Below are 22,918 nucleotides of genomic sequence, written 5' to 3'. Positions count from 1 at the left end.
GAGCAGAGCGCGCGAAACCAGCTTGGGTTCCGGTCACACCATCGTCTCGGGCCGCACCAGCCGGTCGAAGGTTTCGGCATCGACCAGCCCGAGCGCGAGGCCCGCCTCTTTCAGCGTCAGCCCTTCGGCATGGGCATGTTTCGCGATCTTGGCTGCATTGTCGTAACCGATCTCGGGCGCGAGCGCGGTGACGAGCATCAGCGAGCGGTCGACCAGCTCGGCGATGCGGCTGCGGTTGGGTTCGAGCCCCTCGACGCAGCGTTCGGCAAAGCTCGCCATGCCGACGCTCAGCAGGTCGATCGAGCGAAGCAGATTGGCGCCGATCATCGGCTTGAACACGTTGAGCTCGAGATGCCCCTGCAGCCCGCCGATGGTGATCGCCTGGTGATTGCCGATCACCTGCGCGGCCACCATCGTCAGCATCTCGCACTGGGTGGGGTTGACCTTGCCCGGCATGATCGAGCTGCCCGGCTCGTTCGCCGGCAGGTCGATCTCGCCGAGCCCGGATCGCGGACCCGAGCCGAGCAGGCGGATATCATTGGCGATCTTGGTCAGCGCCACCGCAAGCGTGCTGAGTGTCCCCGAGAGATGGACGATCGGGTCATTCGACGCGAGCGCCTCGAACTTGTTGTCGGCGCTCCTGAACGGCAGGCCGGTGATGTCGGCGATCTCCCGCGCCACCGCCTCGCCGAAGTCACGCGGGGCGTTGAGCCCGGTGCCGACCGCCGTCCCGCCCTGCGCCAGCGCCATCATGCCGTGATTGACCGCGGGGTCGATCCGCTGCCGGCAACGATAGATCTGGTGCGCATAGCCGGAGAATTCCTGGCCCAGGGTCAGCGGGGTCGCGTCCTGCAAATGCGTGCGGCCGATCTTGACGATATCGGCCCAGGCGTCCGCCTTGGCGTTCAGCGCCGCGTGCAGCCGGTCGAGCGCCGGGAAGAGCTGGGCATGCGCGGCACGAGCGGCGGCGATGTGAAGCGCGGTCGGGAAGCTGTCGTTGGACGACTGGCTCATATTGACGTGATCGTTCGGGTGGACCGGCGCCTTTCCGCCCCGCGTGCCAGCCAGCACCTCGTTGGCGCGACCGGCGATCACCTCGTTGACGTTCATGTTGGTCTGGGTGCCCGACCCGGTCTGCCAGATGACCAGCGGGAACTGGTCGTCGAGCTGGCCCGCGATCACTTCGGCCGCCGCCGATTCGATCACGTCGGCGAGGACGGCATCGAGGCCATGCGCCCGATTCACCCGCGCCGCCGCCTGCTTCACGATCGCCAGCGCATGGACGATGCCGAGCGGCATCCGCTCCTGCGCGCCGAACGGGAAATTCTCGATCGACCGCTGAGTCTGCGCGCCCCAGTACGAGTCGGCGGGGACGTTGATGGGGCCGAGCGAATCGGTCTCGATGCGGGTGTCGGACATGGGCATTCCCGATTTTCCCTCTCCCCCTGTGGGAGAGGGAGGGAGGAGCGAAGCGACGGAAGGGTGAGGGGGATGAGGCTCGAGACACAAGCGACTGTCCCCCTCACCCTTCCCATCGCTGCGCGATGGGCCCCTTCCCTCTCCCACAAGGAGAGAGGGAGAAAGTCACTTCTTCCGCTTGAAATCCACCGAGACGACGTTCGATCCATCCTCGACCGGAGTCACCGTCGGCCCGTCATTCTCGGCCGCGTCATGCGGATCAGGCCCCTCCGGCCCCTCCTGCGCCTGGAAGCGCAACTCGAAATTGACTGAAGGATCGTGGAAACCGGTCACCGCCGAATAGGGAATCACCAGCTTCGAGGGCACCTGGTTGAAGCTGAGGCCGATCGAGAAGCCGGTATCGTCGACGACCAGGTCCCAATAGCGGTTCTGCATCACGATCGTCATCTCGTCGGGAAAGCGCTCGATCAACCGCTTGGGAATGTCGACGCCGGGCGCCTGGGTCTTGAAGGTGATGTAGAAATGATGGTCACCGGGCAATCCACCATTCTCGGCGACCGAGCCGAGCACCCGGCCGACAACGGCGCGCAGCGCCTCCTGGACGATCTCGTCATAGGGAATCAGGCTATCGGGCAAACCATCACTCATGGCGCATGGACTAGCGGGCTTTGAAGCACCGTCAAGATTGCATGAGCGGTCGCGGTCGCTATGTGGGGCCCCATGCGCACCGCAACCATCTCGCGCTCCACCAAGGAGACGTCGATCGACGTGACCGTCAATCTCGACGGCACCGGCCTTTATACGGTCGAAACCGGCATCGGTTTCCTCGATCATATGCTCGAGCAGCTCTCGCGCCATTCGCTGATCGACCTCACCGTGAAGGCGGTCGGAGACCTGCATATCGACCAACACCACACGGTCGAGGATGTCGGCATCGCGATCGGCGAGGCGGTGGCACAGGCGCTCGCCGACAAGACGGGCATCCGCCGCTATGGCGATGCGCTGTCGCCGATGGACGAGACGCTGACCCGCGTCGCGCTCGACATATCGGGCCGGCCCTATCTGGTGTGGAAATGCGAGTTCTCGCAGAAGCGCCTCGGCGAGATGGATACGGAGCTGTTCGAACACTGGTTCCACAGCTTCTCGGGCTCGGCCGGCATCACCCTTCATGTCGAGACGCTCTACGGCAAGAACAACCACCATATCATCGAAAGCGCCTTCAAGGGCCTTGCCAGGGCGCTGCGCATCGCGGTCGAGATCGATCCGCGCAAGGCCGACGCGATCCCGTCGACCAAGGGGATGCTCTGATGGCCGGCGTCGAACGCCCCGAGGTGCCGCTCTGCGTGATCGTCCTGCGCTACATCGTGCCGATCGAGGAAGTCGACCGGCGCATGGCCGATCATGTCGCATGGCTGACCCGGGGCTATACCGAGGGCATCTTCCTCGCCTCCGGCCGGCAGGTGCCGCGGATCGGCGGGATCATCCTGACCCGCGGCCACAAGCGCGAGGTCGAAGCGCTCGCCGCCACTGATCCCTTCGTGTCGAGCGGCGCAGCGGCTGCCGAGGTGATCGAGTTCAATGCGAGCATGGCGGCGACCGGGTTCACCGCCCTCCTCGCATGAGCATCGCACTGATCGACTATGGCGCAGGCAATCTCCACTCGGTCGCCAATGCGCTGAAGGCGGCGGGCGCCGAGGGTGTCGCGATCACCGCCGATGCCGAAATGGTGGCGCGCGCCGACCGGATCGTACTGCCGGGCGTCGGCGCGTTCGGCGCCTGCGCCTCGGCGCTCCGCGCGGTGCCGGGCATGGTCGAGGCGCTCGACCGGCGCGTGCGCGGCGATGGCGTGCCGTTCCTCGGCATCTGCGTCGGCATGCAGCTGATGGCCGATGCCGGCGAGGAGATGGGCACGCATCCCGGGCTTGGCTGGCTGCGCGGCACCGTCCGCCACCTGACGCCTGACGATCCCACCGCCAAGGTGCCGCATATGGGCTGGAACGATGTCGTGCCGGCCCGCGCGCATCCGCTGATCGAGCCGGGCGAGGCCTATTTCCTGCACAGCTACGCCTATGACGGCGAGGACGTGATCGCCGCGACCGACCATGGCGGCCCGGTCACGGCCGCGATCGGCCGCGACAATATGCTGGGGGTGCAGTTCCATCCCGAAAAGAGCCAGCGCTACGGGCTCGAATTGCTGACGAGGTTCCTGACATGGCGGCCGTGATATGACCCTCATCGTCTTCCCGGCGATCGACCTCAAGGCCGGCCAGGTCGTGCGCCTCGCCGAGGGCGATATGGACCGCGCCACCGTCTATGGCGACGATCCCGCCGCCCAGGCGATGATCTTCGCCGATCAGGGCGCGGAATATCTCCATGTCGTCGATCTCGACGGCGCCTTTGCCGGCGCCTCGGTCAATGGCGAAGCAGTCGCGGCGATCGTCGGGAGCTTCCCGGGCCATGTCCAGCTCGGCGGCGGCATCCGCACCCGGGAATCGATCGAGCGCTGGTTCGATCTCGGCGTGTCGCGCGTGGTGATCGGGACCGCAGCGCTCGAGAATCCCGAGTTGGTCCGCGAAGCAGCGCGCGACTTCCCCGGCGGCATCGTCGTCGCGGTCGATGCGAAGGACGGCATGGTCGCGACCCGCGGCTGGGCCGATGTCTCTACCGTCGAGGTGATCGATCTCGCCCGCCGCTTCGAGGATGCCGGCGTCGCTGCCCTCCTCTTTACTGATGTCGGCCGCGACGGCATGCTCAAGGGCTGCAATGTCGAGGCGACCGTCGATCTCGCCCGCGCCGTCGATATCCCGGTGATCGCCAGCGGTGGGGTCAAGGGCATTGCCGAGATCCACGTCCTGGCGCTCCACGCGCGCGACGGGATCGAAGGCGTCATCACCGGCCGCGCCCTGTACGACGGCCGCCTGGACCTGGCCGCGGCGCTGAGCGTGGCGGCGGCGGCGTGACAGTCCGCGCCCGCGTCATCCCTTGCCTCGACGTGGCGAACGGCCGGGTCGTGAAGGGTGTGAACTTCGTCGACCTGCGCGATGCCGGCGATCCGGTCGAACAGGCGCGCGCCTATGATGCGGCCGGCGCCGACGAACTCTGCTTCCTCGACATCACTGCCAGCCATGAGGCCCGCGGCACCATCCTCGACGTGGTGCGCCGCACCGCCGAAGTCTGCTTCATGCCGCTGACCGTCGGCGGCGGCGTCCGCAGCGCCGGGGACGCGCGGGCGCTGCTGCTCGCCGGTGCCGACAAGGTCGCGGTCAATTCGGCTGCCGTTTCGCGACCCGAAGTTATCGCCGACATCGCCGATCGCTTCGGCAGCCAGTGCTGCGTCGCCTCGATCGACGCACGGCGCGTCGGCGCGGGTTGGGAAGTCTTCACGCATGGCGGCCGCCGCGAGACCGGGATCGACGCCGTCGAGCATGCCCTCCGCCTCGTCGCACTCGGTGCCGGCGAGCTGCTCGTCACCTCGATGGACCGCGACGGCACGCGCGACGGCTATGATCTCGACCTGATCCGAACGATCGCCGACCTGGTCGCGGTGCCCGTGGTCGCCTCGGGCGGCGTCGGCGGCCTGGACGATCTGGTCGCCGGTGTCCTTCAGGGCCATGCCAGCGCGGTGCTCGCCGCTTCGATCTTCCATTTCGGCGAGGCGAGCATCGCAGACGCTCATGCCGCGCTCGCGGCGGCCGGCGTGCCGGTGCGCACGCCCCTTTCCGCCTGATCACAACGGAAATTTAGGAACGTCTGCGCTAGGCCATGGCGATGCGCTTCCTCCTGCCCGTCCTCCTGCCCGTCCTCCTGCCCGTCCTCCTGCTGGCCGCGCCGGCGTTCGCGGTTACTCCGGCGCATACCGGCGTGCCCAAGGTCCGTACCGGCCCCGAACTGTCGGACATCGCCCTCTTCGTCATGGCGGCCGCGGGCGTGTTCCTCGTCCGCCGGGCAATGCGGGCCCGGTTCTCGAAGCCGCCAAAGGATTGACGCCAAAGGATTGACGGGCGCGCCCGTCTGGGCCAGCCGGGTTCCATGGCCGAAGACTTTCTCGACACACTCGAAGCCGTGATCGGCGCACGCAAGGGCGCTGACCCGGCCACTTCCTATGTCGCCAGGCTCTTCTCGAAGGGCCGCGCCAAGATCGCCCAGAAGGTCGGCGAGGAAGCGACCGAAACGGTCATCGCCGCGATGGGTGACGATCCGGCCGCGCTGACCGCCGAGGCGGCTGACCTGATCTTCCACCTGCTGGTGCTGCTCAGCGACGCCGGCGTCCCGCTCGACGATGTCCGCGCCGAGCTGAGAAGGCGCGAGGGCATATCCGGGATCGACGAGAAGGCCGCGCGGCCGAGCTGACGGAGACAATCATGCCGATCGACGCCACCTTGCCCTATGACGACCAGAACATCTTCGCAAAGATCCTGCGCGGCGAGATCCCGTCGAAGAAAGTGTTCGAGGACGACTATGCCCTCGCCTTCCACGACATCAACCCGCAGGCACCAACTCATATCCTGGTGATCCCAAAAGGCCCCTATGTCTCCTGGGACGATTTCAGCGCGAAGGGGTCGGACGCCGAAATCGCCGGCTTCGTTCGTGCCGTGGGCGAGGTCGCGCGGGCGGCGGGGCTGGTTGCACCCGGCTATCGCCTGCTCGCCAATACCGGCCTCGATTCGCACCAGGAAGTTCCGCACCTCCATGTCCACATCTTTGCCGGGCGCAAGCTGGGGCCGATGCTCGCGCGATAAGGGATTGCACCGCCTCGTTTTCCGGTTAGGCTCCCGCCATCACTCAGCCGGGCCACGGCCCGGACTGCGAAAATCGGGGATTTCTTCATGATATTCGGGCGCGTAAAGTCACTCGACGCCATCTTGGCGACTGCCGAAAAAAAGGGCCTGCACCGATCGCTCGGTGCTTTCCAGCTAACGCTGCTGGGCGTCGGCGCCGTTATCGGCACCGGCATCTTCGTGCTGACCTCCGAGGCAGCGCAAAAGGCCGGGCCGGGCATGATGATCAGCTTCGTCATCGCCGGCTTCGTCTGCGCGGTCGCGGCACTCTGCTACTCCGAGCTGGCATCGATGGTACCAGTGTCGGGCTCCGCCTATACCTATACCTATGCCGTCACCGGTGAGATCCTCGCCTGGATGGTCGGTTGGGCGCTGATCCTCGAATATGCGGTGGGGGCGAGCGCGGTCGCGGTCGGCTGGTCCAACCATGCGGTCGGGCTGTTGAATGGCCTCGGCCTCCATATCCCCGCCTTTCTGAGTAACGGCGACGCGCTGATCGCCAATGTCCAGATGGCCTTCGGCGCCTCGTCACCCGATCTCATCACCGCGAGCCAGGTCGGCGGCTATTTCAACCTGCCCGCCGTGATCATCTCGGTGCTGGTCACGCTGCTGCTCATTCTCGGCACGACGGAAAGCGCCCGGGTCAACGCGGTCCTCGTCCTGATCAAGATTACGGCGCTGACGGCTTTTGTCGCGCTGACCATCCCGGTCCTGAATGCGACCAACTTCACGCCCTTCACGCCGACCGGTGCGACTGGCGTGCTCGGTGCCGCCGCCTCGATCTTCTTTGCCTATGTCGGCTTCGACGCGGTCTCGACTGCGGCGGAAGAAACCAAGAACCCGCAACGCAATGTGCCGATCGGCCTCATCGCCAGCCTCGGCATCTGCACCATCTTCTATCTCGTCGTCGCCGCCGGCGCGATCGGCGCGATGGGCGCCCAGCCTGTCGCCGGGCTCACCGGCGGCGTGCTTTCGCCGGGATCGGCCGAACTCGCCGGCCGCTGCGCCTCGATCGTCTCGAGCGGCATCACCGAGCCTCTGGTCTGCTCGAAGGAAGCCTTGGTCCATGTGCTCGACACGATCGGCTGGCCGGCGATCGGTCGCCTGGTCGGGCTTGCCGCGGTGCTGGCATTGCCCTCGGTCGTGCTGATGATGATGTTCGGCCAGACCCGCGTGTTCTTCGTGATGGCGCGTGACGGCCTGCTTCCCGAGAAGCTCGCCAGCGTCCACCCGAAGTTCAAGACACCGCATGTCGTGACCGCCGTCACCGGCCTTGTCGTCACGATTGCCGCCGCGATCCTGCCGGTCGGCAAGCTTGCCGATTATTCGAACTCGGGCACCTTGTTCGCCTTCATGATGGTCGCGATCTCGGTCATGGTGCTTCGCGTGAAGGATCCTTCCCGCAAGCGTCCGTTCAAGACCCCGGCGGTCTGGATCATCGCGCCGCTCGCGATTGTCGGCTGTATCGGCCTCTATCTGTCGCTGCCGCTGATCGCGATCCTGGTGCTGCCGGTCTGGGGCGTGATCGGGCTGCTCGTCTATTTCCTCTACAGCCGCTCGCGCAGCCATGTCGGCCTGGGGCATGACGAAGTTCCCGAGATCGAGGCCGAGGAACTGATGCCGCCGCGGCCCGCGACCTTCTGAATCAGGGCGCGACGCACGAAAAAAGGGGGCCGGGAAGCAATTCCCGGCCCCCTTTCAATGGGCGCCCCGACGTCTCGATGGGGTCGTCAGGTCAGCCCAGCTTCTCGGCCACGAGTGCCTGCATGTCGCACATCGGCCGCGCGCCGTAATGCGAGATGATCTCCGCCGCGCAGATCGCCCCGAGGCGGAGCGATTGCTCAAGGCTCCTGCCCTGCGCCTGGCCGGTCAGGAAGCCGGCCGCGAACAGATCGCCCGCGCCGGTGGTGTCGACCACCTTCTCGATCGGCTCGGCGCCGCACGCCACCCGCTCGCCATTGGCGATGGCGATCGCGCCCTTCTCGCTGCGCGTCACCACCAGCACCGGCACCTGCGCCGCCGCGGCGGCGACGGCGGTTTCGAAATCCTCGACCTCCATCAGCGCCAGGATCTCGTTCTCGTTCGCGAACATGATGTCGATCAGGCCCTTAGCCATTAGATCACGGAAATCCCCGCCATGGCGCGAGATGCAGAACACGTCGCTGAGCGTGAAAGCGACCTTGCGCCCTGCCTTGCGCGCAACCTCGATCGCGGCGCGCATCGCCTGGCGCGGTTCCTCGGGATCCCAGAGATAGCCCTCGAGATAAAGAATCGCTCCGCTCGCGATCATCTCGTTGTCGAGCGCCGATGCCGGCAGGAACTGCGAGGCGCCGAGAAAGGTGTTCATCGTCCGCTGCCCGTCGGGCGTGACGAAGATCAGGCAGCGCGCCGTGGTCGGCTCGCCGTCACGTGTCGCGGTCGTGAAAGTGACGCCGGCAGCGCGGATATCATGCGCGAACACCTCGCCGAGCTGGTCGTCGGCGACCTGGCCGATGAAGCCGGCACGGCCGCCCAACGCAGCGATCGCCGCAACGGTGTTCGCAGCCGAGCCGCCGCTCGCCTCGATTCCGGGGCCCATCTTGGCATAAAGCGCATCGGCCTCAGCCGGCGAGAACATCAGCTGCATCGACCCCTTGGTCATGCCGGTCTCGGTGATGAACGCATCGTCGGCCTGGGAAAGCACGTCGACGATCGCGTTGCCGATCGCGACGACATCATAGGCTGGGGTGGTCAAGCTGGTTCTCCGGGAAAAATGGACGCGGCCGGCCGTAATGGTGCGACGCGGCGAGTGCAACCGGAGGTGGCGCGGGTTGGACTATCGGGGCGGCGCGGCTACACCCGCTCGATGGTCCGCGCCTTCCTCCTCTCGATCGGCCAGCTCGGCGACCCAGGGATCGTCAAGGTCTTCCTCAAGTCGCTGGCGATCACCTTGCTGCTGCTTGCTGGCCTGTGCGCAGGGCTGTGGTTCGGTGCCGGGTGGATGGCGGCGCGATTCGGCCTTGGCGACAGCGCTGGCACCTTGGTCGAGACAGCGGCGGTGCTGACTGCCTTGTGCCTTGCCTGGCTGCTGTTCCGGGTGATTGCCATCGGGGTGATGGAGGTATTCGCCGATGACGTGGTGATTGCGGTCGAGCGCAAATATTATCCGGAGGCGCTCGCCGAGGCACGCGACGTGCCGCTCGGCCGCTCGATCGCGATGGGGCTTGGCTCGGCGGGGCGGACCATCCTGATCAACCTCGCCGTCTCGCCACTCTATCTGCTGCTGTTCTTCACAGGGGTCGGGCTGCCGCTCCTGTTCTTCATCGTCAATGGCTGGCTGCTCGGCCGTGATCTCGGCGAGATGGTCGCTGCACGGCATATTCCGCGCACGGCGATGAAAAGCTGGCGCGGGTCGACCGCCTTCCAGCGTTTCACCCTGGGGCTGGCCGGCACAGCGATGTTCCTGGTGCCGATCCTCAACCTGTTCGCCCCGGTGCTAAGCGCTGCGATGGCGACTCATCTTTTCCACGGAAGGCGACGGGTATGAAACGCGCGGGACTGGCGATCCTCCCGGCATTATTGCTGGCGGCTTGCGGCGGTGGCGGGGGAGTCGCGCCCCGGCCCGCGCGCGAGATTCCCGTCCCGATCCCTGGCGGCGTCGCCGGGCTTGACCGGGTCCTCGGGCAGACCGGCGGGGCGCTGATCGGCATGTTCGGCCAACCCGTCGCCGATGTCCGCGAGGGCAGCGCGCGCAAGCTCCAGTTCGGCAACGCGACCTGCGTGCTCGACGCCTATCTGTATCCCAAGGGCCGGGGCGAGCCTGTCGTCACCTATCTCGATGCGCGGCAGACCGACGGCAGCCCGATCGACCGGGCGAGCTGTGTGGGGGCGCTGAGTGTTGCGCGGAACGGGGTGCGGTAGCCCACCCTACCCCTCCCGCTTGCGGGAGGGGTAGGGTGGGCTCGCGCTCACCGCGAGCGATACCGCCAGCGATTGGCCGGGAGCCCACCCCTACCCCTCCCGCGGAGCGGGAGGGGGGTCTGCAGTCCACTCGTTGCGCACTACCTCGTCGCCTTCACCAGCCGAACGCGCTTCACGCTCGCTCACCCACCGCTCCCGGTCCAGCCGCCGCAACGTCCACACCGCCGCCCCACGCACCACCGGCGCGGCATCATCCAGCAACCCCACAACCGTCTCGACCAGCGCGCCCGAACCACTATTCCCCGCCGCGATCAGGCAATTGCGCACCATCCGATCCCGCCCGATCCGCTTGATCGGAGAGCCGGCGAACACCGATCGAAAACCGGCGTCATCAAGTGCCAACAGGTCGGCGAGGTCGGGCGCCACCAGTTCCGCCCGCGGCAGAAAGGCACGGTTGGCATGGGCCGCTGCGGCGAACTTGTTCCACGGGCAAACCGCCAGGCAGTCATCGCAACCGTAAATCCGGTTTCCCATCGCCGCGCGGAACTCGTGCGGAATCGGCCCGGCATGCTCGATCGTCAGATAGGAAATGCAGCGCCGTGCATCGAGCCGGTAGGGCGTGGGAAAGGCATTGGTCGGGCAGGCGCGCTGGCAGGCGTCGCACGAGCCGCACCTGTCGTATCCCGGCCTGTCCGGCACCAGATCGAGCGTCGTGTAGATCGCGCCGAGAAACAGCCAGCTGCCATGGTCGCGGCTGACGAGATTGGTATGCTTGCCCTGCCAGCCGAGTCCGGCGGCTTCAGCGAGCGGCTTCTCCATCACTGGTGCCGTGTCGACGAACACCTTCACGTCCGCGTCGCGCGCCTCGGCAACGAGCCACCGCGCCAGCGCTTTCAGCGCTCGCTTCACGACATCATGATAATCGGCCCCTTGCGCGTAAACCGATATACGCCCCTTCTCGCCCTGCTCAGCGAGCGCGAAGGGATCGCCGGCCGGCGCATAGCTCATGCCGAGCGCGATCACGCTCTTCACCTCGGGCCATAATCCCGCCGGGCTTTCGCGATGATGCGCGCGCGCCTCCATCCAGATCATGTCGCCATGCATGCCGTCGCCGAGCCACTGGCGCAGGCGGCCGGCGGTGCGCGGCGCGGCGTCGGCGCGCGCAATCCCGCACGCAGCGAAGCCGAATTCAGCCGCCTTCGCCTTCAGCCTTTCGCTCAATGACTTGTCTTCGGTCATCCTTGCCCGCTACCAACGCCGGAAGATCGGCTCGCGCCGGTCCATATCCCGTTCGGGCAAGAACGGAAAACTGGGGATCCGAGTGACGGGTAATCTGGCGATCAGCGCCACGGGGCTGATCAAGAAATTCGGCGGCCGCCGAGTCGTTGACGGCGTCGATCTCGCAGTGCCCAAGGGCATGATCTACGGCGTGCTCGGCCCCAATGGCGCCGGCAAGACGACGACTCTCCGCATGCTGCTCGGCATCATCGAGCCCGATGGCGGCACGCGCACCCTGCTCGGCCATGAACGCCCGCGCGAGGTCAGCGACCAGGTCGGCTATCTGCCCGAGGAACGCGGCCTCTATCCGGCGATGCGCGCCAAGGACGCGATCGCCTTCATGGGCGCGCTGCGCGGACTCGATCTCAAGACCGGGCGCAAGCGTGCGGTCGCGCTGATGGAGGCGAATGGGCTCGGCCATGCCGTCGACAGCAAGATCCGCAAGCTCTCCAAGGGCATGGCACAGCTCATCCAGCTGCTCGGCTCGGTCGTCCACGAACCTGAATTGCTTGTCCTCGACGAGCCCTTTTCGGGGCTCGATCCAGTCAACCAGGAGCGGCTCGAAGCGCTGATCGTCGCGCAGCGAGATCGCGGTGCGACCATTCTCTTCTCCACTCATGTCATGGCGCATGCGGAACGGCTTTGCGATCGTCTGGCGATCATCGCGGGCGGCAAGCGCCGCTTCGAAGGCACCGTGGCGGAGGCGCGCGGCATGTTGCCGATGCGCGCCCATTATGTGCCCCATCATGATGGTGCCGGCGTGCGGGAGCTTCTCCCCGCTGATGCCGAGCATGTCGGCGATGCCTGGCGCTTCACCATCGCGGATACCGGCGCCGAGGATATTATCCGCAAGCTGATCGACGCCGGCTTCGGTATTTCCGGCCTGTCGATCGAACGACCCGGATTGCACGACGCCTTTGTCCGCATCGTCGGCAAGGAAGCGCTGGAGGCAGGCAAATGAGCACCCAGCCAATCAGCAATTTCCGCCGCATGGTCCGTCAGACATTGACCATCGCCCGGCGCGATTTCGTCGCGACCGTCTTCACCCCCACTTTCCTGATCTTCCTGTTCACCCCGGTGATCATGCTCTCGTTCGGCGCGATCGGCGGCCTCGGCGCCTCCTCGATGGCGACCGGATCGACCGAGAAGCAGCGCATCGTCGCCATCGTCGCGCCTGCGCAACAGGCGGCGATGCGCGCCACTGACGAGCGGCTGCGCAAGCTCTACGCCCCGGGAGATCGCCCGCCACCGCTGCTCATGCAGGCGCCGGGCGACAATCCGGCAGGCCAGGCGAACATAGCATTCAGCGCGCAGGGCGCCGATTCCTCGGCTGCGCTATATGGCGACCTCACCCATCCGACCATTCTCTATGGCGGCCATGGCCCGGCCGATGCCGCCTATCTCGCCGAGCTTGCCGAAGGCACGCTGCGCGCGGGCAGCAGCGGCGCGGCCCCGCTCAGCAAGGCGACGCTGACCTCGGTCGCGCGCGGCCGGGCGACACCGTCGGGACACAAGCAATCTGCCTATTTCACTGTCTTCGGCATCTTCTTCCTGACCCTGCTGCTTGCCGGACAGGCGGTCGGCACCATGGCCGAGGAGCGCAACAACAAGGTCATCGAGGTGCTCGCCGCCGCCGTGCCGCTCGAGGCGGTGTTCTTCGGCAAGCTGATCGGCATGTTCGGCACTGCCCTGCTATTCATCGCCTTCTGGGGCACCCTGGTCAGCCAGGTCGGCTCGATCCTGCCGGCAAATGTGGCCGGCGCGCTCGGCGAGATCGGCCCGGCGGTCGGCGAGCCGCTCTTCGCGCTGCTGTTCCTGGCCTATTTCTCGATGTCCTATATGCTGCTCGGTGGCGTCTTCCTCGGGGTCGGCGCCCAGGCGACGACACCGCGCGAGCTGCAGATGCTGTCGCTCCCGATCACCGTGCTGCAGATCGCGATCTTCGGCGTTACCTCAGTCGCCGCATCACAGCCTGACAGCTGGATCGCGACAGCGGCCGAGATTTTCCCCTTCAGCTCGCCCTATGCGATGGCTGCCAGGGCCGCCAATTCGCCCGAACTCTGGCCGCATCTCGTCGCGCTTGCCTGGCAATTGCTGTGGGTAGCGATCGTCATCACCGTTGGCGCCCGCGCCTTCCGCCGCGGCGTGCTGCAATCGGGCAGCGGCAAGATCAACTGGAAGGGCCTGATCGGGCGATAGCAGAAACCGAACGCCTCACCGATCGCGTTGCACAACGCTATTGACATGAGTGTCAGTTAGCGCTTTCCTATACAAAAGGAGAGCGAGACGATGGCGACTCAATTGCGCGAGGCGGAGGTACCGGCGGTCGATCCGCTCGATGTCAGCCGGCCCGAGCTTTACCGCGACGATGTCTGGCAGGCACCATTCCGCGAGCTTCGCGCCACATCCCCCGTCCACCGCGTCGAGCATAGCGACTTCGGGCCCTATTGGTCAGTGTCAACCTACAAGCCGATCATCCAGGTCGAGTCGCTGCCTGATCTCTATTCGTCGCAGGTCGGCGGCATCACGCTCGCCGATTTCATCGAAAATTCCACCTCCGACGTGCGCATGCCGATGTTCATCGCGATGGACCGGCCAAAGCATACCGGCCAGCGCCGCACTGTCGCCCCTGCCTTCACGCCGAGCGAGATGGTCCGCCTGTCGGGCAATATCCGGACCCGCACCGCCGAGATTCTCGATTCGCTCGAGTGGAACAAGGAATTCGATTGGGTCGACAAAGTCTCGATCGAGCTGACCACCCAGATGCTCGCCATCCTGTTCGATTTCCCTTGGGAGGATCGCCGCAAGCTGACCTTCTGGTCCGATTGGGCCGGCGATATCGAACTGGTGAAGACTGAAGAACTGCGCCTCGAGCGGCTCAAGCACATGTATGAGTGTGGCGCCTATTTCCAGAATCTGTGGAACCAGAAGCTCGGCAAGCCGCCGACGCCCGATCTCATCTCGATGATGATGCATTCGGATGCGATGGCCGAGATGGATCAGATGGAGTTTCTCGGCAATCTCATCCTGCTGATCGTGGGCGGCAACGACACGACGCGCAACTCGATGAGCGCGGCCGCCTACGGGCTGGACCTGTTTCCCGACCAGCGCGCGAAGCTGGAGGGCGATCCGTCGCTGATCCCGAACGCGGTCCAGGAGATCATCCGCTGGCAGACGCCGCTCGCGCATATGCGTCGCACCGCGACCGCTGATACCGAGCTCGAAGGCCAGCAGATCAAGGCCGGCGACAAGCTCGCGCTCTGGTATATCTCGGCGAACCGCGACGAGAGCGTGTTCGAGGATGCCGATTCGATCATCGTCGATCGCCCCAATGCGCGGCGGCATCTCGCCTTTGGCCACGGCATCCACCGCTGCGTCGGCGCCCGGCTGGCCGAGCTGCAGATCGCGACCCTGCTCGAGGAAATGGGCAAGCGCCGGATGCGGGTGAATGTCGTGGGCGCGCCCGAGCGGGTCGCTGCGTGCTTCGTCCATGGCTATCGCAAGCTGCCGGTCGAGATCAGCAAATACTGACGACCGGCCGGGCCGTCTCCATCGGGCGCGAAAAGCGCGACAGCACCCGGTTCGATATCGGGCGCGCGCTGCATCTCGCCGTTCCCCTCGCGCGTAGCTATATGAGGAAAAGAACACGCCCGAGGAAATCATGACTCCAGACCGACGCACCTTCCTGACGATGACCGGCGCCGGCGCAGCCGCGCTCGCCCTGTTCGGCTGCCGGGGCGCCACCGCCGCGCCCGAGCATTTCGAGGTCACGCTGACTGACGCGCAGTGGAAGGCGAAGCTCTCGCCCGCCGCCTATCAGGTGCTTCGTCACGAAAATACCGAAACGCCCTTCACCAGCCCGCTCAACAACGAACATCGCGCCGGAATCTTCTCCTGCGACGGCTGCGCGTTGCCGCTCTATTCCTCGAAGACCAAGTTCGACAGCGGCACCGGCTGGCCGAGCTTCTGGGCGCCGCTCCCCAATGCTGTTCGCACGCGCAATGACGGCTCGCTCGGCATGTCGCGGACTGAAGTGCATTGCCGCCGCTGCGGCGGCCATCTCGGTCATGTGTTCGATGACGGCCCGAAGCCGACCGGGAAACGCTATTGCATGAATGGCGTGGCGATGACGTTTAGACCCGGAGCGGCCTGACGCGATCCGTCATGCCGGACTTGTTCCGGCATCCGCGGTTCAGCGAGAACGCAGCTATCTGATGGGCGGCTCAGTGGACCCCGGAACAAGTCCGGGGTGACGACGATCAGAAGCGGATATCGCCGTCGGCATCGACTGACGCCATCGTCATCGTCGGCAGCGGCGCCTGGACATCGTCGCTATCGGTTGCATCCGAGCCGTTATCCGCAGCGCGATCCGAATAGATGAAGCCCTTGGTGGGATAGGCAGTGGTGCCGAGGCCGCCCTGCGGACCGTACCACACCTTGACCAGGCTCCAGTCGCCCGCTTCGGACACGTCGACCGCGCGAACATTGGTCTCCACCCGGCCGGGGCGCGACCAGTTGGCGTGGGTGAGCAGAACCTCGCGATCGCTGATCACTTCGCTGACCATCGCAACATGGCCGAGCCGCATCCGGCCGTTCGACGCAAAGGCAAGGACCGCACCGGCCTTCGGCGCATGGCCGCGGGCATAATGGCCGGCCGCCTGGCTCCACCAGGTGTTGGCATTGCCGTGGATATCGATGCCGGAAATCTCGCGAGCATAAGGGGCGCACTGCCAGAATTGCGCCATCGCCGGGGTCGCTGCCATCAGGCTGCACGAAACCACCAGCGCGAAACGCGCTGCAAACGCCCGAAAATTCATGTGACCCCCTCAGGTCCCGCTAACTCGTTGATCCTGTCAAAGCAGGTCGGGCCGGCGGTGAAAACCCCATCGCATCGACGAATGGAACCTTTTCCGACGAAGCGTGTTGACGAGGCGATGACTGCCCCTGGGGGCGGCCTGAATCAGCCCGCGCGCTTTTTCGTTCGCGCGATTTCCTTCCGAATCATCCTGATCGTCAGGGCTCGCGCGGTGCTGCGTCGACGATCGCCGCACCCGCCAATCGCGCCAGCCGCGCCTCATGCTCGACCCGCCCGAACGGAAAGCGCCTGAACATCAGCGCGCCGGTCACCGCGATCACCAGATAGACCAGGCTGTAGATGATCGTCAGCCGGTCGATCGTCGCCGAGGGCACCAGCCCCGGCACCGCCTTTTTGGGAAAACCGGCGACCGCGAGGATCGTACCGGCGAACAGGATGCCGATCCCCGAGGTGCATTTCTGGACGAAGAAGGACCCGGCGAAGAACACGCCTTCGGACCGGAGCCCGGTCTTGATCTCCGAATCCTCGACGACGTCGGCCATCATCGATGCGCCCAGGATGAAGGCCGAAACATTGCTGCCGGTGCCGAGAATGAAGAAGCCGAGCAGCACCGGCAACAGGGCCGGATCGCCGACCTGCGGAAACAGGCCGAGCAGGCGCAGCCAGTAGGGCGCCGTGTTGAGCGCCATGCCGCCGATCACGAACCATCCCGCGGCAAGGTGCTTGCTTGCTCTCTTGCCCACCCGCGGCGCGACGACGAAGGCGAGGATGACCCCGACGAACAGGGCGATCGTCACCCAGACGAAGGTGAAACCGCTTACCCCCCACACATAGCTGTAGAGATAGTTGGACATCGCATAACTGATGCCCTGATTGGTATAGGCGCAGACGCTGGCGATCATCAGGATCACGAAAGCGCGGTTCCTGACGGTCGCCCGGAGCTGGCTGAAATTCTGGCGCAACGTCTGCCGTTCGATCGCGGGCTGCGGCAGCCGCCCGATCTCGCCATGCGTCCCGAGGGCCGAGGCGAGGATGGCGATCACCATTAATGTCGCTCCAAGCAGAGCGAACCCGCCATAACCGGCCCGGTTCAGCAAGCCGTTGGGAAAAGCCGCGGTCGGCGCGAGAAAAACCATGTAAGCCGAGAGCAGCATGGTGAGCCCGCCGGCCCATCCGAACAGATAGCGATACGCCATGATCCGGGTCCGCTCGTCATAATCGGCGGTGAGCTCGGGCGTCAGCGCGACCGAGGGCACTTCATAACAGGAGACGGCGCTGCGCACGATGACCGAGCAGCCGAACAGCCAGACCAGCAACATCGGATCGGACAGCAAGGGCGGGTTCCATAGAGCGATCCACCCGGCCGCGATCGGCAGTGCGGACGCGTACATCCAGGGATGCCGCCGCCCCCAGCGGCCCCGCGTCCGATCGGAGAAGAAGCCGACCGCCGGGTCGATGAACGCATCGGCGACCAGCGCCAGCATGATCACCAGCCCGACCGTTTGCGGATCGAGCCCGATCACCTGGTTGTAGAACAGCAGAAGGAAGGTGCCGAAGCCGGCGTCCTTCACCCCGTAAGCGACCGCGCCGAAGCCGTAGCTCGCCATGGTCCCGTTGGAGAGCCGGCGCGCCGGCGGCGTCGTGAAGCCGGCAGCGCTCACGAAGCGAAGGATTCGAGTGCCGAGAACATCGAGGGGGCCGCCGCGTCCCAGCTGTGCCGGGGGCCGATCGTGATGCCGCCATCGACGGTGATGTGAGTCCCGGTGACGAAGGAGGCATCGTCGCTGGCGAGATAGGCGACCGCGGCGGCAATATCCTCGGGCCGGCCGGCGCGCTGGATCGGCTGGGCGTGCGCCGCGATTCCGGCGATCATGCCGTTCGCCTGGTCGCGCTTCTCGCCGTCGATGCCGAGCCCCGACGTAAAGATATTGGTGGTGATGAACCCCGGACACACTGCGTTGACGCGGATATTATGCCGCGAGAGCTCGGCTGCGGCGAGCGTGGTGAGATGCAGCACGCCGGCCTTGGCGACTGAATAGGCAGTCGGCGCCGCCCCGGTCTGCAACGCGGCGATCGAGGCGGTGTTGACGATCGCCCCGCCGCCCCGCGCGGTCATCAACGGCGCGGCATGGCGGATGCCCATCGCCACCGAGCGCAGCAGCAACGCCTGGGTCCTGTCCCAATCCTCGGCCGAGATTTCGTCGATCCGCGCCCGCGATCCGCCCGCGCCGGCATTGTTGAACACGACATCGAGCCCGCCCGCCGCATCGGCCGCCGCCATCAATGCCTCGATATCGCCGGTCCGGGTCACATCAGTGCGCAGGAAATGGATGCGGCCGTTCGACGTCTCTGCGACGTCACGTCCACCCGCCTCGTCGATGTCGCCGATCCACACCTCGGCGCCTTCGTCGACCAGCCTCAGCGCCGTCGCGCGGCCAATCCCGGAGGCGCCGCCGGTTACCACGGCGCGCTTGCCCGCAAAACGCATCACACTCTCCTGCATCTGGTTTTTGGGTAGCATAGTATGGGGTTCAGGCCGGTCAATCCGGCGTTTTTGGAATTTCGGGTTTGCGAACGCTTGCGAGGCGACGCGCCGGTCTCTACCAAATGTCACCCCGGACTTGTTCCGGGGTCCATCGTTCCACCAATGCTGGCGCCGGGGGAGAGATGGATGCCGGAACGAGTCCGGCATGACGATTTTGGAGAGAATATTGCCGCTGGATCCGGAAACCTTCGACGCCCTGATCGACACCGTCCGCCGCTTCGTCAGCGAACGCCTCCGTCCGCTCGAGGGCGCGGTCGAGGAAGCCGATGCGATCCCCGCCGAGATCGTGCGGGAAATGCGCGACATGGGCCTGTTCGGCCTCTCGATCGCCGAGGAATATGGCGGCCTCGGCCTCACCATGAGCGAGGAGGCGCGCGTCGCGATCGAGTTCGGGCGCACCACGCCTGCCTTCCGCTCGACCTTCGGCACCAATGTCGGGATCGGCAGCCAGGGCCTGGTCATGGCAGGATCGCCTGAGCAGAAAGCCGCATGGCTGCCCGGCATCGCCAGCGGCGAGATCATCACCAGCTTCGCGCTGACCGAGCCCGATGTCGGCAGCGACTCGGGCGCCGTGAAGACCAAGGCAGTAAAGGACGGCGATGTCTATCGCCTCTCGGGCACCAAGCGCTTCATCACCAATGCCGACAAGGCCGACCTGTTCACGGTGATGGCGCGCACCGGCGGCGAAGGGGCTCGCGGCGTCTCCGCCTTTCTCGTACCCCGCAACCTCGCCGGCGTCTCGATCGGCGAGCCCGAGAAGAAGATGGGGCAGAAAGGCGCCAAGGTCGCTGACGTGATCTTCGACGATGTCGCTGTTCCCGCCGCCAACCGGCTCGGCGAGGAGGGGGAAGGCTTCAAGATCGCGATGCGCGTGCTCGATCGCGGCCGGCTGCACATCGCAGCGGTCTGTGTCGGCGTGGCGGAGCGGCTGATCGCCGACACGATCGCCTATGCGAGCGAGCGCAAGCAGTTCGGCAAGGCGATAGCGGAGCACCAGCTCATCCAGGGCATGATCGCCGATGCCAAGACCGAAGCGCTCGCCGCCCGCGCGCTTGTGCTCGAAACCGCCGCTGCCAAGGATGCCGGCAAGGATGTGGTGATGGAATCAGCCGCCGCGAAATATTTCGCGAGCGAGATGGTCGGCCGCGTTGCCGACCGCGCCGTCCAGATCTTCGGCGGCGCCGGTTATATCGCCGATTACGGGATCGAGCGGCTGTACCGCGATGTGCGGCTGTTCCGCATCTATGAGGGGACGAGCCAGATCCAGCAGATCATCATTGCGCGAGAGACGATCCGGCGCGGGGGGTAAAGGATTCCCCTCCCGCTTGCGGGAGGGGCTAGGGGTGGGCGCCCGGCTTCGGCAGGCGCTCCGCAAATGGATGACGGGGGCCCACCCCCGGCCCCTCCCGCAAGCGGGAGGGGAGAAGGAGAAATTTCAATGGACACGACGAACCTTTTCCGCCTCGACGGGCGCACCGCGCTCATCACCGGCGGGTCGCGCGGCATCGGCCGGATGATCGCTGCCGGCTTCATTGCCCAGGGTGCGACCGTCTATATCTCCTCGCGCAAGGCTGAAGCCTGTTTCGAGACGGCAAAGGCGCTTGGCGAGAAGTGCATTCCCCTGCCCCAGGACGTTTCCACCGTCGCCGGCTGCAAGGCGCTTGCCGACCAGTTCACCGAACACAGCACCTCGCTCGACATCCTCGTCAACAATGCCGGCGCGGCCTGGGGCGAGCCGTTCGACGTCTTCCCCGAAAAAGGCTGGGACAAGGTGATGGACCTCAACGTCAAATCACCCTTCTTCCTCACCCAGGCGCTCCACCCCGCGCTCAAGGCGGCGGCGAGCCGTGAGCGCCCGGCCAAGGTGATCAACATCACGTCGATCGATGGCCAGCGGCTCAATCCGTGGGAAACCTACAGCTACCACGCCTCCAAATCCGCGCTGATCTACCTGACCAAGCGCATGGCGGCGCGGCTCATCGAGGATTCGATCAACGTCACCTCGATCGCCCCCGGCGCCTTCGCCAGCGAGATGAACAAGGCGGCACGCGACCACGGCGAGGCGATCGCGAAGGGCATTCCGGCGAAACGGATCGGCGTCGACGAGGACATGGCCGGCGCGGCGATCTACCTGGCGAGCCGCGCGGGGGATTATGTGGTGGGGGATACGATCACCGTCGACGGCGGCCTGGTCCACGCCGCGCTGGGGACATCGATCGACGCGTAACTCCTATAAGCCCCTCCCCTTCAGGGGAGGGGCTTTTTAGGTTACCGCGCGATACCTCCCGCAGCCAGCACCGCCAAGGTCACGAGTTCGCTCGCCGTCGAGGTCATCGGCGCGATCTGCACTGACTTTTCCATGCCCACGAGCATCGGCCCGATCACCGAATCCCCGCCCAGCTCGCGCAGCAATTTTGCGGAAATATTGGCACTCTGCAGCCCGGGCATGATCAGCACATTGGCCGGCCCCGAAAGCCGCGCGAACGGATAATTCGCCAGCTGCTTGGGGTTGAGCGCGACGTCCGGCGCCATTTCGCCGTCATATTCGAAGCTGACCTGGCGCTCGTCGAGCACCTTGACCGCGCCGCGCAGATTTTCGAGCCATTTGCCTTCGGGATTGCCGAAATTCGAATAGCTGAGAAACGCCACCCGCGGTTCATGCCCCATGCGCCGCGCGACCAGAACCGCCTGCTCGGCGATGTCGGCCAGCTCTTCCGAGGTCGGCCGCTCGTTCACCGTCGTGTCGGCCATGAACACGGTATGGCTCTGCCCGACCATCAGATGCATGCCGAAAGGCGTGCGCCCCTCCTGGGGGTCGATCACCTTGCGCACCTCGCGCATCGTGTGCGCATAGGTGCGGGTGATGCCGGTGATCATCGCATCGGCTTCGCCGAGCTGGAGCAGGACGGCGCCGAAGATGTTGCGATCCTGATTGATCATCCGCTCGACGTCGCGGCGCAGATAGCCGCGCCGCTGCAGCCGGGTGTAGAGAAACTCGACCATCTTCGGTACGAGCGGCGAGTTGCGGCTGTTGTGCAGCTCATAGCTTTCGGGATCGCTCACCCCGAGCGCCTTCAGCCGCTCATAGACGTCCTCGCGCCCGACCAGCACCGGCGTGCCGTAACCGCCGTCCTTGAAGGCGATCGCCGCGCGCAGCACGACTTCCTCCTCGCCCTCGGCGAACAGCACCCGCTTGGGATGCGCCCGCGCGCCTTCATAGGCGAGGCTCAGCACCGAGGTTGTCGGGTTCATCCGCGCGCGGAGCGTCTGGCGATAGGCATCCATGTCGAGGATCGGCTTGGTCGCCACGCCTGAATCCATCGCCGCCTTGGCGACCGCGGCGGGAACGATCTCCATCAGCCGCGGATCGAACGGCGCCGGGATGATGTAATCGGGCCCGAAAGTGTGGCGCACGCCGTATGCGACCGCAACCTCCTCAGGCACCTGCTGGCGCGCCAGCGCTGCGAGAGCCTCGGCCGCGGCGACCTTCATCTCGTCGTTGATCGTCGTCGCCCGCACATCGAGCGCGCCGCGGAAGATGAAGGGGAAGCCGAGCACATTGTTGACCTGGTTCGGATAATCCGACCGCCCGGTCGCGATGATCACGTCGGGCCGCGCGCGCTTGGCATCGGGCGGGGTGATCTCGGGATCGGGATTGGCCATGGCGAAGATGATCGGCTTGGGCGCCATCTTCATCAGCAGTTCGGCCGGCAGCGCGCCCGCGGCGGAGAGCCCCAGGAACACATCGGCGCCGTCGAGCGCCTCTTCCAGCGTGCGGCGGTCGGTCTTCACCGCGTGCGCCGATTTCCACTGGTTCATGTCATGCTCGCGACCCTGCCAGATCACGCCCGTCCGGTCGCACATCAGCAGCTGGTCGTGCGGCAGGCCCATTGCCTTGATCAGCTCGGCACAGGCGATCGCAGCGGCGCCCGCGCCGTTCACGACGACCCTCGTATCCTTGATGTCGCGCCCGGTCAGGAACAGCGCGTTGATCAGCCCGGCGGCGGCGATGATCGCGGTGCCATGCTGGTCGTCATGGAAGACGGGGATGTTCATCCGCGCGCGCAGCGTCTGCTCGATGATGAAGCATTCGGGAGACTTGATGTCCTCGAGATGTAACCGGGGCAGATTTCCGGGCGGGGTCTTTTCAAAAGGGTTGGGTTGTGATTCACCCTGCTGATG

At 65.9% G+C, this 22,918-nt stretch carries 25 protein-coding genes; 17 read left to right on the top strand and 8 right to left on the bottom strand.

What is annotated here, in order from left to right; all coding sequences use genetic code 11:
- Positions 1-33 precede the first annotated feature (33 nt).
- Together fumC and ABD050_RS18890 are read right to left on the bottom strand one after the other, a co-directional pair.
- Positions 34-1,419, bottom strand: coding sequence for a class II fumarate hydratase (gene fumC, locus ABD050_RS18895; RefSeq protein WP_343891049.1), 1,386 nt, complete (start codon positions 1,417-1,419; stop codon positions 34-36).
- Between the two features lie 165 nt (positions 1,420-1,584).
- Positions 1,585-2,067, bottom strand: a complete 483-nt coding sequence (locus tag ABD050_RS18890) for an SspB family protein (protein WP_343891048.1) — start codon at positions 2,065-2,067, stop codon at positions 1,585-1,587.
- A 72-nt stretch (positions 2,068-2,139) separates the two neighbouring features.
- On the opposite strand from ABD050_RS18890, the gene hisB reads away from it, so the two are divergent.
- The 9 genes from hisB to ABD050_RS18845 all read left to right on the top strand — a co-directional run bounded on the left by hisB (position 2,140) and on the right by ABD050_RS18845 (position 7,841).
- Complete coding sequence (gene hisB / locus ABD050_RS18885; RefSeq protein WP_343891047.1) at positions 2,140-2,727, top strand: imidazoleglycerol-phosphate dehydratase HisB; 588 nt, start codon at positions 2,140-2,142, stop codon at positions 2,725-2,727.
- Positions 2,727-3,041: a YciI family protein gene (locus tag ABD050_RS18880; RefSeq protein WP_343891046.1), complete on the top strand. Its 315-nt coding sequence runs from the start codon at positions 2,727-2,729 to the stop codon at positions 3,039-3,041. Before hisB ends, ABD050_RS18880 begins: the two co-directional genes overlap by 1 nt.
- Positions 3,038-3,643, top strand: a complete 606-nt coding sequence (gene hisH, locus ABD050_RS18875; protein ID WP_343891045.1) for an imidazole glycerol phosphate synthase subunit HisH — start codon at positions 3,038-3,040, stop codon at positions 3,641-3,643. The genes ABD050_RS18880 and hisH overlap by 4 nt, the downstream gene beginning before the upstream one ends.
- 1 nt (position 3,644) lies before the next feature.
- Positions 3,645-4,379: a 1-(5-phosphoribosyl)-5-[(5-phosphoribosylamino)methylideneamino]imidazole-4-carboxamide isomerase gene (gene hisA, locus ABD050_RS18870; protein ID WP_343891044.1), complete on the top strand. Its 735-nt coding sequence runs from the start codon at positions 3,645-3,647 to the stop codon at positions 4,377-4,379.
- Positions 4,376-5,146, top strand: coding sequence for an imidazole glycerol phosphate synthase subunit HisF (gene hisF, locus ABD050_RS18865; protein WP_343891043.1), 771 nt, complete (start codon positions 4,376-4,378; stop codon positions 5,144-5,146). Before hisA ends, hisF begins: the two co-directional genes overlap by 4 nt.
- Positions 5,147-5,181: 35 nt before the next feature.
- Positions 5,182-5,403: a hypothetical protein gene (locus ABD050_RS18860; protein WP_343891042.1), complete on the top strand. Its 222-nt coding sequence runs from the start codon at positions 5,182-5,184 to the stop codon at positions 5,401-5,403.
- 45 nt (positions 5,404-5,448) lie between these two features.
- A complete protein-coding gene (locus ABD050_RS18855) occupies positions 5,449-5,769 on the top strand; it encodes a phosphoribosyl-ATP diphosphatase (RefSeq protein ID WP_343891041.1) in 321 nt (106 codons plus the stop codon).
- Positions 5,770-5,780: 11 nt separating this feature from the next.
- A complete protein-coding gene (locus ABD050_RS18850) occupies positions 5,781-6,158 on the top strand; it encodes a histidine triad nucleotide-binding protein (RefSeq protein WP_343891040.1) in 378 nt (125 codons plus the stop codon).
- 87 nt (positions 6,159-6,245) lie between these two features.
- Complete coding sequence (locus ABD050_RS18845) at positions 6,246-7,841, top strand: amino acid permease (protein ID WP_343891039.1); 1,596 nt, start codon at positions 6,246-6,248, stop codon at positions 7,839-7,841.
- A gap of 91 nt (positions 7,842-7,932) precedes the next feature.
- Here the strand turns inward: ABD050_RS18845 and ABD050_RS18840 are convergent, their stop codons facing one another.
- On the bottom strand, positions 7,933-8,931 hold the full coding sequence (locus ABD050_RS18840) for an adenosine kinase (protein ID WP_343891038.1): 999 nt from the start codon (positions 8,929-8,931) through the stop codon (positions 7,933-7,935).
- A 54-nt stretch (positions 8,932-8,985) separates the two neighbouring features.
- On the opposite strand from ABD050_RS18840, the gene ABD050_RS18835 reads away from it, so the two are divergent.
- Together ABD050_RS18835 and ABD050_RS18830 are read left to right on the top strand one after the other, a co-directional pair.
- Complete coding sequence (locus ABD050_RS18835) at positions 8,986-9,723, top strand: EI24 domain-containing protein (RefSeq protein ID WP_343891037.1); 738 nt, start codon at positions 8,986-8,988, stop codon at positions 9,721-9,723.
- The gene (locus ABD050_RS18830) at positions 9,720-10,097 is read left to right on the top strand and encodes a hypothetical protein (RefSeq protein WP_343891036.1); all 378 of its coding nucleotides are present in this window, start codon (positions 9,720-9,722) and stop codon (positions 10,095-10,097) included. Before ABD050_RS18835 ends, ABD050_RS18830 begins: the two co-directional genes overlap by 4 nt.
- 90 nt (positions 10,098-10,187) lie before the next feature.
- Here ABD050_RS18830 and queG read toward each other — a convergent pair whose 3' ends face one another.
- Entirely contained in the window at positions 10,188-11,336 is a 1,149-nt protein-coding gene (gene queG, locus ABD050_RS18825) for a tRNA epoxyqueuosine(34) reductase QueG (protein ID WP_343891035.1), read from the bottom strand.
- Between the two features lie 82 nt (positions 11,337-11,418).
- On the opposite strand from queG, the gene ABD050_RS18820 reads away from it, so the two are divergent.
- The 4 genes from ABD050_RS18820 (at position 11,419) to msrB (ending at position 15,528) form a co-directional block, all read left to right on the top strand.
- The gene (locus ABD050_RS18820; protein ID WP_343891034.1) at positions 11,419-12,336 is read left to right on the top strand and encodes an ABC transporter ATP-binding protein; all 918 of its coding nucleotides are present in this window, start codon (positions 11,419-11,421) and stop codon (positions 12,334-12,336) included.
- Complete coding sequence (locus tag ABD050_RS18815; RefSeq protein WP_343891033.1) at positions 12,333-13,574, top strand: ABC transporter permease; 1,242 nt, start codon at positions 12,333-12,335, stop codon at positions 13,572-13,574. Before ABD050_RS18820 ends, ABD050_RS18815 begins: the two co-directional genes overlap by 4 nt.
- A 90-nt stretch (positions 13,575-13,664) precedes the next feature.
- The gene (locus tag ABD050_RS18810) at positions 13,665-14,906 is read left to right on the top strand and encodes a cytochrome P450 (protein WP_343891032.1); all 1,242 of its coding nucleotides are present in this window, start codon (positions 13,665-13,667) and stop codon (positions 14,904-14,906) included.
- Positions 14,907-15,036: 130 nt separating this feature from the next.
- A complete protein-coding gene (msrB, locus tag ABD050_RS18805) occupies positions 15,037-15,528 on the top strand; it encodes a peptide-methionine (R)-S-oxide reductase MsrB (RefSeq protein ID WP_343891031.1) in 492 nt (163 codons plus the stop codon).
- Between the two features lie 106 nt (positions 15,529-15,634).
- On the opposite strand, the gene ABD050_RS18800 is transcribed toward msrB, so the two are convergent.
- From ABD050_RS18800 to ABD050_RS18790, 3 genes are all read right to left on the bottom strand, one after another.
- On the bottom strand, positions 15,635-16,192 hold the full coding sequence (locus ABD050_RS18800; protein ID WP_343891030.1) for a CHAP domain-containing protein: 558 nt from the start codon (positions 16,190-16,192) through the stop codon (positions 15,635-15,637).
- Positions 16,193-16,388: 196 nt separating this feature from the next.
- Entirely contained in the window at positions 16,389-17,852 is a 1,464-nt protein-coding gene (locus ABD050_RS18795; RefSeq protein WP_343891029.1) for an MFS transporter, read from the bottom strand.
- A complete protein-coding gene (locus ABD050_RS18790; RefSeq protein WP_343891028.1) occupies positions 17,849-18,679 on the bottom strand; it encodes an SDR family NAD(P)-dependent oxidoreductase in 831 nt (276 codons plus the stop codon). Before ABD050_RS18790 ends, ABD050_RS18795 begins: the two co-directional genes overlap by 4 nt.
- Before the next feature lie 223 nt (positions 18,680-18,902).
- On the opposite strand from ABD050_RS18790, the gene ABD050_RS18785 reads away from it, so the two are divergent.
- Both ABD050_RS18785 and ABD050_RS18780 read left to right on the top strand, forming a co-directional pair.
- Complete coding sequence (locus ABD050_RS18785) at positions 18,903-20,045, top strand: acyl-CoA dehydrogenase family protein (RefSeq protein ID WP_343891095.1); 1,143 nt, start codon at positions 18,903-18,905, stop codon at positions 20,043-20,045.
- Positions 20,046-20,174: 129 nt separating this feature from the next.
- Positions 20,175-20,963 (top strand): SDR family oxidoreductase, encoded by a 789-nt coding sequence (locus tag ABD050_RS18780; RefSeq protein ID WP_343891027.1) that lies wholly within the window; start codon positions 20,175-20,177, stop codon positions 20,961-20,963.
- A 41-nt stretch (positions 20,964-21,004) separates the two neighbouring features.
- Here ABD050_RS18780 and ABD050_RS18775 read toward each other — a convergent pair.
- On the bottom strand, positions 21,005-22,918 hold a 1,914-nt coding region (locus ABD050_RS18775; RefSeq protein ID WP_343891026.1), incomplete at its 5' end, for a phosphate acyltransferase.

It is taken from the genome of Sphingomonas oligophenolica (assembly GCF_039522915.1).
In the GTDB taxonomy this organism is placed as follows: Bacteria; Pseudomonadota; Alphaproteobacteria; order Sphingomonadales; family Sphingomonadaceae; genus Sphingomonas; species Sphingomonas oligophenolica.
This window is presented reverse-complemented; position numbering and strand designations above follow the sequence as displayed.

Excerpts from the sequence above, each read along its gene's own strand:
- ABD050_RS18815 (WP_343891033.1), top strand. The coding sequence starts at position 12,333 with ATGAGCACCCAGCCAATCAGCAATTTCCGCCGCATGGTCCGTCAGACA.
- ABD050_RS18860 (WP_343891042.1), top strand. The coding sequence starts at position 5,182 with ATGGCGATGCGCTTCCTCCTGCCCGTCCTCCTGCCCGTCCTCCTGCCC.
- ABD050_RS18855 (WP_343891041.1), top strand. The coding sequence starts at position 5,449 with ATGGCCGAAGACTTTCTCGACACACTCGAAGCCGTGATCGGCGCACGC.
- ABD050_RS18850 (WP_343891040.1), top strand. The coding sequence starts at position 5,781 with ATGCCGATCGACGCCACCTTGCCCTATGACGACCAGAACATCTTCGCA.
- ABD050_RS18800 (WP_343891030.1), bottom strand. The coding sequence starts at position 16,192 with ATGAATTTTCGGGCGTTTGCAGCGCGTTTCGCGCTGGTGGTTTCGTGC.
- queG (WP_343891035.1), bottom strand. The coding sequence starts at position 11,336 with ATGACCGAAGACAAGTCATTGAGCGAAAGGCTGAAGGCGAAGGCGGCT.
- ABD050_RS18845 (WP_343891039.1), top strand. The coding sequence starts at position 6,246 with ATGATATTCGGGCGCGTAAAGTCACTCGACGCCATCTTGGCGACTGCC.
- ABD050_RS18810 (WP_343891032.1), top strand. The coding sequence starts at position 13,665 with ATGGCGACTCAATTGCGCGAGGCGGAGGTACCGGCGGTCGATCCGCTC.
- ABD050_RS18880 (WP_343891046.1), top strand. The coding sequence starts at position 2,727 with ATGGCCGGCGTCGAACGCCCCGAGGTGCCGCTCTGCGTGATCGTCCTG.
- hisH (WP_343891045.1), top strand. The coding sequence starts at position 3,038 with ATGAGCATCGCACTGATCGACTATGGCGCAGGCAATCTCCACTCGGTC.
- fumC (WP_343891049.1), bottom strand. The coding sequence starts at position 1,419 with ATGTCCGACACCCGCATCGAGACCGATTCGCTCGGCCCCATCAACGTC.
- ABD050_RS18890 (WP_343891048.1), bottom strand. The coding sequence starts at position 2,067 with ATGAGTGATGGTTTGCCCGATAGCCTGATTCCCTATGACGAGATCGTC.
- ABD050_RS18790 (WP_343891028.1), bottom strand. The coding sequence starts at position 18,679 with ATGCGTTTTGCGGGCAAGCGCGCCGTGGTAACCGGCGGCGCCTCCGGG.
- ABD050_RS18780 (WP_343891027.1), top strand. The coding sequence starts at position 20,175 with ATGGACACGACGAACCTTTTCCGCCTCGACGGGCGCACCGCGCTCATC.
- ABD050_RS18830 (WP_343891036.1), top strand. The coding sequence starts at position 9,720 with ATGAAACGCGCGGGACTGGCGATCCTCCCGGCATTATTGCTGGCGGCT.
- msrB (WP_343891031.1), top strand. The coding sequence starts at position 15,037 with ATGACTCCAGACCGACGCACCTTCCTGACGATGACCGGCGCCGGCGCA.
- hisB (WP_343891047.1), top strand. The coding sequence starts at position 2,140 with ATGCGCACCGCAACCATCTCGCGCTCCACCAAGGAGACGTCGATCGAC.
- hisA (WP_343891044.1), top strand. The coding sequence starts at position 3,645 with ATGACCCTCATCGTCTTCCCGGCGATCGACCTCAAGGCCGGCCAGGTC.